The organism is Citrobacter sp. Awk 2, from assembly GCF_028069815.1.
GTDB lineage: Bacteria > Pseudomonadota > Gammaproteobacteria > Enterobacterales > Enterobacteriaceae > Citrobacter.
This window is the reverse complement of the sequence record NZ_JANEWL010000008.1, coordinates 1-11,138: the sequence shown is the minus strand read 5'-3', so window position 1 is coordinate 11,138 and position 11,138 is coordinate 1. Positions and strand designations below refer to the sequence as shown.

The 11,138-nt window shown below is 50.3% G+C and carries 14 protein-coding genes; 8 read left to right on the top strand and 6 right to left on the bottom strand.

What is annotated here, in order from left to right; all coding sequences use genetic code 11:
- Positions 1-25 precede the first annotated feature (25 nt).
- Positions 26-541: a phage major tail tube protein gene (locus NNO02_RS03720; protein ID WP_010835090.1), complete on the bottom strand. Its 516-nt coding sequence runs from the start codon at positions 539-541 to the stop codon at positions 26-28.
- Positions 542-1,723: a phage tail sheath subtilisin-like domain-containing protein gene (locus NNO02_RS03715; RefSeq protein ID WP_008500387.1), complete on the bottom strand. Its 1,182-nt coding sequence runs from the start codon at positions 1,721-1,723 to the stop codon at positions 542-544.
- 151 nt (positions 1,724-1,874) lie between these two features.
- On the opposite strand from NNO02_RS03715, the gene NNO02_RS03710 reads away from it, so the two are divergent.
- Entirely contained in the window at positions 1,875-3,029 is a 1,155-nt protein-coding gene (locus NNO02_RS03710) for a phage late control D family protein (protein ID WP_271454230.1), read from the top strand.
- A gap of 45 nt (positions 3,030-3,074) precedes the next feature.
- A complete protein-coding gene (locus NNO02_RS03705; protein WP_271454229.1) occupies positions 3,075-3,323 on the top strand; it encodes an ogr/Delta-like zinc finger family protein in 249 nt (82 codons plus the stop codon).
- A 329-nt stretch (positions 3,324-3,652) separates the two neighbouring features.
- Here the strand turns inward: NNO02_RS03705 and NNO02_RS03700 are convergent, their stop codons facing one another.
- Positions 3,653-3,997, bottom strand: coding sequence for a hypothetical protein (locus NNO02_RS03700; protein WP_271454228.1), 345 nt, complete (start codon positions 3,995-3,997; stop codon positions 3,653-3,655).
- 219 nt (positions 3,998-4,216) lie between these two features.
- Between NNO02_RS03700 and NNO02_RS03695 the strand changes: the two genes are divergently transcribed.
- Positions 4,217-4,687, top strand: a complete 471-nt coding sequence (locus tag NNO02_RS03695; protein ID WP_271454227.1) for an SRPBCC family protein — start codon at positions 4,217-4,219, stop codon at positions 4,685-4,687.
- Between the two features lie 121 nt (positions 4,688-4,808).
- Here the strand turns inward: NNO02_RS03695 and NNO02_RS03690 are convergent, their stop codons facing one another.
- Positions 4,809-5,828, bottom strand: coding sequence for a patatin-like phospholipase family protein (locus NNO02_RS03690; protein WP_271454226.1), 1,020 nt, complete (start codon positions 5,826-5,828; stop codon positions 4,809-4,811).
- Between the two features lie 322 nt (positions 5,829-6,150).
- Here NNO02_RS03690 and NNO02_RS03685 point away from each other — a divergent pair, with 322 nt between their 5' ends.
- From NNO02_RS03685 to NNO02_RS03670, 4 genes are all read left to right on the top strand, one after another.
- The gene (locus tag NNO02_RS03685; RefSeq protein ID WP_271454225.1) at positions 6,151-7,293 is read left to right on the top strand and encodes a transglutaminase-like domain-containing protein; all 1,143 of its coding nucleotides are present in this window, start codon (positions 6,151-6,153) and stop codon (positions 7,291-7,293) included.
- A complete protein-coding gene (locus NNO02_RS03680) occupies positions 7,271-7,627 on the top strand; it encodes a mercuric transporter MerT family protein (RefSeq protein WP_333908922.1) in 357 nt (118 codons plus the stop codon). The genes NNO02_RS03685 and NNO02_RS03680 overlap by 23 nt, the downstream gene beginning before the upstream one ends.
- Complete coding sequence (locus NNO02_RS03675) at positions 7,624-7,905, top strand: heavy-metal-associated domain-containing protein (RefSeq protein WP_271450232.1); 282 nt, start codon at positions 7,624-7,626, stop codon at positions 7,903-7,905. The genes NNO02_RS03680 and NNO02_RS03675 overlap by 4 nt, the downstream gene beginning before the upstream one ends.
- A gap of 207 nt (positions 7,906-8,112) precedes the next feature.
- Positions 8,113-8,778, top strand: a complete 666-nt coding sequence (locus tag NNO02_RS03670; RefSeq protein ID WP_271450233.1) for a YecA/YgfB family protein — start codon at positions 8,113-8,115, stop codon at positions 8,776-8,778.
- 81 nt (positions 8,779-8,859) lie between these two features.
- Here the strand turns inward: NNO02_RS03670 and tyrP are convergent, their stop codons facing one another.
- The gene (gene tyrP / locus NNO02_RS03665; protein ID WP_202038372.1) at positions 8,860-10,071 is read right to left on the bottom strand and encodes a tyrosine transporter TyrP; all 1,212 of its coding nucleotides are present in this window, start codon (positions 10,069-10,071) and stop codon (positions 8,860-8,862) included.
- Positions 10,072-10,304: 233 nt separating this feature from the next.
- Here tyrP and NNO02_RS03660 point away from each other — a divergent pair, with 233 nt between their 5' ends.
- The gene (locus tag NNO02_RS03660) at positions 10,305-10,544 is read left to right on the top strand and encodes a YecH family metal-binding protein (RefSeq protein ID WP_005127720.1); all 240 of its coding nucleotides are present in this window, start codon (positions 10,305-10,307) and stop codon (positions 10,542-10,544) included.
- Between the two features lie 45 nt (positions 10,545-10,589).
- Here NNO02_RS03660 and ftnA read toward each other — a convergent pair whose 3' ends face one another.
- Positions 10,590-11,087, bottom strand: a complete 498-nt coding sequence (gene ftnA, locus NNO02_RS03655; protein ID WP_005127719.1) for a non-heme ferritin — start codon at positions 11,085-11,087, stop codon at positions 10,590-10,592.
- Positions 11,088-11,138: the final 51 nt, after the last annotated feature.

The window sequence follows — 11,138 nt, the reverse complement described above, 5'->3', positions numbered from 1 at the left end:
CGCCATTAGTAGTGGTTAAAAAAGATTACTGGCCGAGGCCCAGGGCGGACGCAATGCGATCCGGGTAGAGACTCTTACCGTTGCGCTTGTAGATGAAGTTCAGCAGGTCGATTTCCAGCAAAGGCTTGTCATCCACGGACAGCTTGTAATACGTATTTTTGAGCGCATAAGTATGGCTGGTGTCATCTCCCTGCTTGGCTTCGCCCTGGTCAACTTCGGTAATACGTCCTCGCATCTCGACCTCAAGCAGGGAACTTGTTCCACCGCTGTAGATCTCACCGACAAAGCGCGTGCGTAGTTCGTCAATATCCCCGCCCCATTTAAGGATCAGCTCTTCGACCATGCCGCCAACAACCATTGATGCATCCAGCGCGCCTGAATCAAGGCCGAGGTCAACAGCAGCGGAGCCAAGCATCCCGCCACCCTGGTAATCTTCCGTTTTACGGGTAATTTTCGGGAGCGTGACGCTGGGGATCTTCCCTATGTAGTTGTCGCCATCGACAAACATCGTGAACAGGCGGAGTTTCTTCGGAATAGCCATTTATGCACCTCCCAGCGATGCAAAGGCTGGTTCGTAATACTGATCGGTAAACGTCTGGATCAGCGTCAAGTTTTCCAGCGGTGGTACGGGGCTGTAGTTGTAGCGAACAACCGCTTTACCCTGGCGAATACCGGTGGTCGGGTTATCGACAATATCAAACCAACATGCCGCACCAATTAGTTTGCCAGCAGTGACCAGCGCCTGAAGCTTGGCATTGATCCCGCTTACAACGTCTTTGACGTTAGCCGGGGTAAGCGGTTTATCCACGGTGGTGAATTGTGCTTCCGCAATGCTGTCCGCAAGAATTTGAGCCGTCCGGGTAAACACCTCGAAAATATATTCTTCGGTGTCGGTGGTACGGTTACCCCAGAACCGGAAGCCATCGCGTTTGATCAGCGTGGTAATCTCGTTAGCGTTCAGCTCGTTAGCGTCGGAGTCCTCCGCCTGTAACGCCCAGAACACGTCTTTGGAGATACCCAGGACGTTTTTCACCGCAACGTTAGAAAGTGACTTGTGCCAGCCCTGCTCATTATCAATCAGTGCCCGCAGGCCAAGCGCATAGGCAACAGCCGGGAATTCTTCATTAACGCCGGTCTGCGGGTTGAAGGCGATGAAGTTGGGCCAAATCATCATCCCTTCACGCTCGGCGAACTGCTCGCGGTAGGTTTTTGCTTCGGCAATAGTCTCGCAGCCATCACAGTAGCTGTAAGAGAATGCACGCAGCTGTTTCGCAATTACGCGCAGCTGTGCGGTTACTTCCTGCGTGTCGTACATCGGAATGCCGAGGATGCGAGGGCGATAACCGGTTTTCTGTTCTGCGGTCAGCAGGGCAAACATCCCGGTATAGCTTCCGTCAGCCTGTGTGCCACCGATAATGAGCTGGGATTGCGTTTTGGCATTTTCTCCTTCCTTTGCTTCAGCGACACGAACAACAATTACACGCGTGCTGACCTGGTCGGAAATAGCCTTGAGAGATTTATACAGTGAGCCTGTTTTGCCCGCCTTACCCAGCACGCTAATCACGCGAGTGATCAGGACTGGCGTATCAAGTGGAAAGGTGAGGGGATCGGCATCATCGGCCACCGCAACCAGACCAATGACCGTTGAATCAATGTCATTGATCGCGGTCTGGAGGTCGGTGTTTTCTTTGGTGCGCGCCCCGTGGAAAAAGTTGTCGGTCATACTCTACCGCCATCATGTTTAGTGAGTTCATGGTGATATTCGCTGAATTCCGGGTGGCAGACACGTTTAGATGGATGTCGCAGAAAGGCGACAACAAAAGGCTGTTTGTCCTATCGCGCGCGCATGGAAATATTTGCGGGAGGAGAAAGCGATGGCACTGACAACTGACGCAATAGAGAGCGCAAAAAGCCTGCTGAATGCGGGTGCTGAGAAATTCAAAAATTATCCTGGCGACTTGTCACGTGTGCCAGCGTTTAACGTAACGCTTGGCGGCAAGGCGCTGATCATGCTGGATGAGAAACTGATCTCGTTAGAATTAACAGATAACAGGGGCTTTAATGCTGATGAACTGACTATCACTGTTGATGACAGCCAGGGAGATATTGAGTTACCGCCACGTGGCGCTGAGTTATCGGTAGCGATAGGCTGGCAGGGAGAAAAACTGGTACACAAAGGGATTTTCATCGTGGATGAAATTGCGCACTCAGGGCCGCCGGACCGTATCGAGATCACGGCCAGAAGTGCAGATTTCCGCGATGAATTTAACGTTAAGCGGGAGGTGTCGTGGCATGACGTTACAGTAGAGCGCATCGTCTCTGCTATAGCTCACCGATACAAGTTAAAACCTCTCATCTCAGAGCAACTGATGTCCGCCGAAATCGATCATGCAGATCAGACGCAGGAAAGCGATATGTCGTTTCTGACGCGCATGGCGGAAATGCTGGGCGCTATTGCAACTGTGAAAAATGGTTACCTGCTCTTCATCCTGCCTGGTGGCGGTGTCAGCGCAAACGGCAGAGCGTTGCCGGAATTTTCCATCACGCGCAACAGCGGAGATCGCCATTCTTTCCGGATTGCAGATCGCGACGCATACACTGGCGTGCAGGCGTACTGGCTTGATATGGATTTCGGGAAAAAGAAAAAGGTTACTGTTAAAAAGCGGAAGAAAACCGCAGACAAAAAGCCGCGTAGCAGCAGCCGGGAAGGGGACTATATTGCCGGTGAAGATGGTAACGTTTTTGTACTCCGTACGACGTACAGCAGTGAGATGGCCGCACAACGTGCAGCAGCTGCAAAATGGCAACAACTCCAGCGCGGAGCTGCTGAGTTCTCTTTAACCCTGGCTTACGGGCGAGCGGATCTGTATCCGGAGATGCACGGAACGGTAACGGAGTTCAAAGACGTCATTGACGGCCAGGACTGGATAATTGCGAAGGCAAGCCACACTATTGACGATAGTGGGTTTAAAACGCGGCTGGAGTTGGAAGCAAAAATACCTGAATGGATTGCAGAAACCGAATCATAGCGGCCATAATATGAGCGAGTTCAACTCCCGCCATGGGAGGCCATTATGTTTAAGTGTCCTGTTTGTGGTGCCGTCGCCCGTACGCGCACCAGTCGCCCTCTTAGTGAAATGACAGTCCGGCATTATCACCAGTGCCAGAATTTCGAATGCAGTATTACGTTTACTACGCTCAACAGCGTTGAAAAGCTTGTAACCAAACGCGTGCCCCGCGAAAAGTTACCGGCTGATTTCATCCCATCCGATGCTTTCCCTGCTTCGCACTATGGGAGGAATCAGCTTAATTTGGCCCTCTAAATAGTGGCAGCAAAAATCAAACCATTACCTGTGATTATCAGCGATTACCAGCAAAGAGAGTCTTATTTATCATAAGCTTATGTTTTATAAGACTCTCTAATAGTTTTTAAAATCCCTCGGCGTTCGCGCTGTGTGGGTTCAAGTCCCACTCCGGGTACCATGGGAAAGAATAGAATAATCAAAGCAATAAGCAGTGTCGTGAAACCACCTCCGGGTGGTTTTTTTGTGCCTGAGATTTACTGACAGCAAGTAGCTTGTGTCGCAATACCCCTCCAGTAAAGCAAAACCGCTAAAACGTCCAATTCACCAACATGATTTAGCCCATTCGTTTATCGGCGTATAGGCGTGTTCAGCATAAACCCTCCCCGGGCCGGGTTGTTCATGAACCCATCACGGGCGGGGTTATCGTTGTGGTTCTGAAAACCGCTCATTATGAGGGGATCGTTAATGCCATCCTGAATCGCAAAGGGTCTGTGGATCCGGTTACGGGCTCTGAACGTAAACGCAAAATCATCTGCTCCGCCAATCACGATAACGCCATTGCCGGCAGCTAACGCAGCACTCAACTCTTGCTCTCTTTGAGCCTGACTTTGCAATGTACCGGCTGCAACAGATGAAGACGCCAACAGCAGTAGTGCAAGGACGGCGCATGAAAATACCTGTGACAGTTTCATGATAAATACTCACAAATAATATGGCTATTAAAGTATAGCGTTTGATGACGCTCTTATCCGGGCGCTAAACAACCATTTTCTGGCAGCTGAGGCGGTGATTCTGGGGGGCTGGCCGGTGTAATTAAACACTATAATAAAAACAGCTCACAGGTGATTATGCCTGTTCGTAGCACAGGCAGGTGCCGCAGATTTTTCACCCCATAGGGGAGAGAGAAGGCGATGGCTGACTATCAGTTTTCCACACTCTGGCGGGTTGAGGCTTCACTGCAGGATGTCTGGGATGTTTTCTCTCACCCGGATCAGTGGCCAGAATGGTGGAGCAGCCTTGAGCGTGTTGTTGAGATCAAGAAAGGCGATATACAGGGGGTCGGAGCGTTGCATCGTTACACCTGGAAGGGCGTGCTTCCGTATCGTTTAACCTTTGATATCAATGTATTAAATATTTCGCAGTACTCTCTTCTTGAAGGTGCTGCCAGCGGCGAGGTTGAAGGGCGCGGGGTATGGTCTTTTATTGATACCGGTAGGGAAACTGTTGTCAGGTACGACTGGAATGTACGAACCACGATTCGCTGGATGAATATACTTGCCCCACTGGCGGCACCGGTATTTCGTTGGAACCACGATACGGTAATGCGCGAGGGGGCGAAGGGATTAGCCTGTAAACTTGGCACCCATGTGTATATATCTTGATTCAGAGCCTATCCCATTAGGGCTATTTTGCTTGCCATTTCGACGCGGGCAGTGCTCAAACTGTTTGCGCCAATGACGTCTGCTGGAATAGGTTCTTAGTCCTCTGTTCTCAGAGGCAGTTTTATCCCTGAAAATTAAAAATCCCGCCGTTGTTAACTAACAATGCGGCAATTTCATTTAACGTGTTGTCGAATGCCGCGGCATTTTGCAGTCCTGCGTTATGCAGCAGTTCTAAATTCTCACGCGATGCGTTATCCAGCGTTGGATCGGCACCATATAATTCGGGTTGAAGCCTGTAATATTTCGCGTTTTTTACCGTTGAGGCGATTTGTTGTAAATAGTAGGCAGTCATCTGCGGGCCACCTTCGAGCGCGATATCGATAGCAGGTTTCGCCCAGCCAAAGGGTCCCCAGTCTTTAACCTCTGAATATGAATAACCCTGCAGCTTTTTACCGGTACCCAGAGAGACAATGATCATGTCTTTGATGCCAGCGACGTTTGAAAACTTAATCGCCTCGGAATAAGCACACAGTGCTGGATCGTTTGCCACGACACCACCATCGACCAGGACATACTTTTGCGGTAATGGGGGAAGTGAGTAAATACGTGCTGCTTCGAAGTACGTTGGTGCTGCGGATGTACCACGTAAAACATCTCGGACCAGAAAATCCCGTTTTTTGGCTACGGCAGAGTGTTGTTTGAAGATCACCGGAAGACGACTGCTGACATCATAAGCAACAAAGCAGGTTGGTTTTAATAATTCACTCAGTTTTGTATCACCGAAGGCTGTTTTTAATACTCGTTCCAGTTCCGTTGCCGAGTATTTTTCATCACTTACACCGCCTAATGAGCTGATGGTTTTCCAAATGCCGACGTCAAAAATCTCATCGCCGTCCTGAAGATAGAAGTTGACGGCTTCCTGAGCGGAAAATTTGGGGTTTCCTGTCGCGTCGGGACACACATAGGCAGAACAGAGGATGGCGCCAGTACTGGTGCCTGCGACTAAATCGAAGTAATCAGCGATTCTTGCTGTCGGTTTTTTTGCTCTATCTTGTAACTTCTTCTCCAGTGCGACTAATAGCATACCTGGCAGGATGCCTCTGATGCCACCGCCATCAATAGACAGTATTCTCATCGCCATTTTGACTTCCTCTCAGTGTATGAAACATGAAAGCGGGAGACTACATGTGAAGTGCCTGCGTTTAAATATAGACAGGTTTTCGGCGGTGTTTCCTTAATAAGAATGAGGGATCTTCATGTCGTCATTACTGTACTTTCTCGCCGGTAAGTGGCTTAATGGCGGCCACATAGTTTCTTATTTCATTCACAGTTAACAGGTCTGTTATTGATGAATAACCTCCATCGACTCGCCTTTTTATGTCAGCGTCTGTCTGCTGTGATGATCGCCTACGGTTTTTTTCTATTCAGCCGTCGCTTAATTTTCACAATATGGACAGACAGCAATGCAACGTCGACAATTTCTCAAAAATAGCGTTCTCCTTTCCGCCGCCGGTTTAGTCGGCCCTTCGGTTGTTAGCCGGACGGTACAGGCTGCTGAGCCTGCAATCATGCCGGTGGCACGTCGGCGCTTTGTGCTATCGCAAACGTATAAGCTCAACCCACCAAAGGGTTCAAGTGGTGTCGTGAAGTTGTGGATCCCTTTGCCGGTCGATACCGCATTCCAGCAAATGATAAATCTTGCTTTTAGCGGCAATTATAAGCAGGCGTATGTCACAACCAACAATGTCTATGGCGCAAAAACGTTGTTTGCCAGTTGGCCTGACTCGCAGGGAGAGCTGCTGATCAAGGTTGATATCGACATTGAGACAGCCGATTGGGAACCGCTGCAGCATGACGCGTTAAAAAACTGGCAAGCACCGGAACAGATTACTTACCCGCTGGATGCAAAATCATATTTGTTACCAACAACGCACACCCCGATTGATGGGCTGGTCCTGGAAACAGCGCGTAAAATTACCGGTAATGAACAAGACCCGCTGAAAAAAGCTCGCCTGATTTACGAGTGGGTGAGCAGTCATATGGAGCGTGATAATGACGTTATCGGCTGCGGAACCGGGGATGTCGCGGAGATTTTGAAAAGCGGGAAGCTCAAGGGCAAATGCACCGACATGAGCTCTGTTTTTGTCGCCCTGGCCCGAGCCAGCGGCATTCCTGCACGTGAGTTGTTCGGGATTCGTCTGGGGAAAGCAAACAAGCTGGAGCGTTACTCAAAAAGTGCTTTTGGCAAAGCCGACAGTGCAGGTGTTGCCGATGTAAGCGGGGGGCAGCACTGCCGCGCGGAGTTCTACCTGGCTGGCTACGGCTGGCTACCGTGTGATCCGGCCGATGTGACCAAAATGCGTCTGGCAGAGAAAAAAACACATCAGGATGCGGACGTCCAGGCGGTGAATACCTATCTGTTTGGCAACTGGGAAATGAACTGGGTTGGCTTCAACTATGGTCGTGACTTTGAACTGTACCCGGCTACTGAGCAGGGCGCGATGAACAACTTTGGTTATCCGTATGCTGAAGTCGACGGTGACCCCATCAATTTCTATGACCCGAAAGCGTTCTCTTACCGCTATGTCGCAACAGAACAACGCTAAAGGGGCGGGATTGACCCTACTGACGGCCGCCGCGGCTGCCGTCACGGCTGGCTTATGTTGCGTGGGACCGCTGCTATATCTGCTGTTTGGTATTTCGGCGGCGAGCTTTGCCGTGTTCACTCAGCTTGAGTTTCTGCGCATTCCCCTGATGTTGCTGTCCTTAGGGCTATTATTACGTGTTTTCTGGCGACTCTACTTTTCTAAGAAACTATGGTGTTCCGGATGGCTGTCCCTGAAGCAAGCGCGCATTCTTTACTGGTGTGCGTTGGCGCTGATTCTGCCCGTGTTGTTTTACCCCACGATCGTGGCCTGGTTTTATGAGGTGTTTGAGTGAAGATTGTTACGTTAATTGCATGTCTACTGTTGCCATTGTGGACTCAGGCTGCCAATCAGAAAGTGGTGCTGGATATACAAAATATGACCTGCTCGCTATGTGTCATTTCGGTTAATCAGGCGCTACGTGAAACGGATGGGGTGATTAAAGCCAAATCTTCGCTCAAAACCCGGCAGGCAGAGGCTATCGTCCCGGAGGGATTTTCTACCGATACGCTCCTTAACGCGGTGGCGAAAACGGGGTATACCGCAACGTTGAACCGTATTGAGCCACAATAAACCACCTTCGGGTGGTTTTGCTCTGTTTTCCGCGTATGATGCCCGGCGGCTGATGCTCCCTTTTGTGCGTTAACTACCGGAATTCCCCTCGTTTCCTGTTAACCTGAATTGGCGGTACCTGTAAGCCGCTCATGCCCATTTGGATCTGTTATCCCACCAGCCATGTAAGATAATCACAGGCAAGAATTTTTACTAAGGAAAAGCGTTATGAAAACGGGACCACTAAACGAGAGCGAACTGGAATGGCTGGATGATGTGCTGACTAAGTACAATACGGACAAGTCTATTCTGGATGTGTCAGAGCTGGATGGCTTACTGACGGCGGTGCTCAGTTCACCGTATGAGATCGAGCCGGAGCAGTGGCTGGTCGCTATCTGGGGCGGTGCGCAGTATGTTCCGCGCTGGTCCTCCGAAAAAGAAATGGCGCGTTTCATGAATCTGGCGTTCCAGCATATGGCGGATACGGCCGATCGTCTGGATGAGTTCCCGGAGCAGTTTGAACCGCTGTTTGGCCTGCGTGAAATTGAAGAACATGAGCTGACTATCGTAGAAGAGTGGTGCTTTGGCTATATGCGAGGCGTCGCGTTGTCGGATTGGTCAACGCTACCTGATTCACTGAAACCCGCTCTCGATGCGATTGCGTTACACGGGACAGAAGAAAACTTCGAAGTGGTGGAGAAACTGACACCAGAGGCATTTGAAGAGAGCGTGGATGCCATTCGTCTGGCGGCTCTGGATCTACATGCTTACTGGATGGCACATCCGCAGGAAACACCGGTTAACGTCCCGGTAAAAGTTGATGCCAAAGTGGGGCGCAACGACCCATGCCCGTGCGGCAGTGGTAAAAAATATAAACAGTGCTGTCTGCATTAAAAGAGAGGGGCGTAAGCCCCTTTTACTTTACAGAGCCAATAGTAGGCCTGATAAGCGTAGCGCCATCAGGCAAAATCTTCGTTAACCCACTTCAGGCAGCAGCCCTGCGGCTATAGAAAATTGCACTGCTATCACCACGATGCCGCAAATAAAGACCAGCGCCAGCGCCGGCGTGCCACCCATTACGCGGTAGTTTGCCTGCGGGTTGTGTTTTCTGCTCCGCCAGGCCAGCATGGAAGGGATCAACAGAGCCAAAACGGCCAGGGCAACGCCTGCATATCCCAGCGCCATGACAAAACCTCGCGGATAGAAAAGAGCAAATGCCAGCGGTGGCAGGAACGTCACGACACCAGTTTGCATTCTGCCGGCCACAGTATTACGGCGCTGAAAGAGATCTGCCAGGTAATCAAATAACCCCAGTGCCACACCGAGGAAAGAGGTGGCCAGTGCGAGGTCGGCAAACAGATGCACGGCCAGTTCGACGTGCGGTGAAGCCACGACTTCACGTAATGCCTGTAACAAACCGTTTAAGCCAGCGTGATTGGCTAAAAGTCCCATAAACGTTGACGAGTTAATGCTACCGAGCGTGGCCAGTTGCCAGAAAATATAGGCCACTAACGGGATGGCGCTACCGCTGATAAACACCCAGCGCAGTTTACGGATGTTGCCGTTCATGTAGCTGACGATGCTGGGTACGCTACCGTGAAAACCAAATGAGGTAAAAATAACCGGGATCGCGGAGAGTGCCAGGCCTTGTTGAAGCGGCAGGGTAAGCAGGTTCACCTTATGAATATGCGGCATCAATAGCGCGAGCATTGCCACCAGGAAAATGATTTTGGCGCTAAACAATAGACGATTGAACAAATCAACCAGTGAGGTCCCGACGCACACCACGCCACCGGCAACAAAGGTGAACAGCAATACGCCTGTGGTGGGCGAGATGCTGGTTCCGGTCCAGTCACTGATGCTGGAGGCCAATAGCTCGCCTGCACCACTGATGTAGGCGGCGGTCAGGGCATACATCAAGAACATCATGCTAAAGCCCGTTACCCACTGCCCGTATCGACCAAGATAGCGTTTTGCCAGTGTGCCAAGCCCGGTGTCTGCCGGTACATGCTGGTACACTTCAAGCAGCAACAGCGCGGTGTAGCACATCAGGGCCCATAGCCCAACCAACAATACCAGCGTGACGCTAAACCCCACGCCTGCCGCCGCCAGCGGCATTGCCAACATACCGGCACCAATCGTGGTTCCCGCCACGATAAAAATACTACCCAGGGTTCTGTTTTTCACGCTTTCCTCTGTCCCAGAGATAATCAACGGTTATATCTGCGGCGCAGGTTAAGGCATAACGCTATTTTCGTCAAATCACCGTTACAAGTGCTGTATATTAATATTTACAGATACTGAGGCTTAAGATGTATTAAAAATGATATTTATCTGCTCTCTGCCCGCATAAACCTGCGTTAGCGCAAAGCAGCGTTGTGCGGTTCACATTAGGCTACGGGCTTTATTGAGGAGGTAGTATGGAATCTATTCACGGTCACGAAGTGCTCAACATGATGATTGAATCTGGTGAGCAGTATTCACATGCCAGCCTTGAGGCGGCGATTACCGCGCGGTTTGGTGAGCAGGCACGTTTTCACACCTGTTCAGCAGAAGGCATGACGGCGGGCGAGTTGGTCGCATTTTTAGCGGCGAAGGGGAAGTTTATTGCCAAAGAAGACGGCTTCTCTACGCATGAAAGCAAGATCTGCCGCCACTAAGATTCTCGAATAACGGTGGCAAACTGCCACCGTTACCCAACAACATTAATTCTGTGTATCAAGGGTTGCCAGTTCTTTATCGATGAAATAAAGACCTTCGCCACTTTTACCGGCCAGCGATAACTTATCGATGACAGATTTAAATAATTTCTCTTCTTCATGCTGCTCAGCAACATACCATTGCAGGAAATTAAAGGTCGGATAATCCTGGTGGGTCATTGCCGCATGCGCCAGTTCATTAATTTTCTGGGTGATCAATTGTTCGTGCTCATAGGTTACACGGAACAGTTCATCCAGCGAGGCATATTCTGCAAACGGTGAAGAAACAGTATTAATACGCGGCAGGCTGCCGGTATCCGTCAGGTAATCGAACAGACGCTGCATATGCGTCATTTCTTCCTGGGCGTGACGACGCAGAAACGCGGCCGCACCTTCGAAGCTGTGATAGCTGCACCACGCACTCATCTGTTGGTAGAGCAGGGATGAATATAATTCAAGATTCATTTGCTCATTCAGTTTATCGATCATTTCTGTTTTCAGCATGGTTCTGCTCCACGAACGTTATTATATATTGACGTGGCGCCACTATAATTT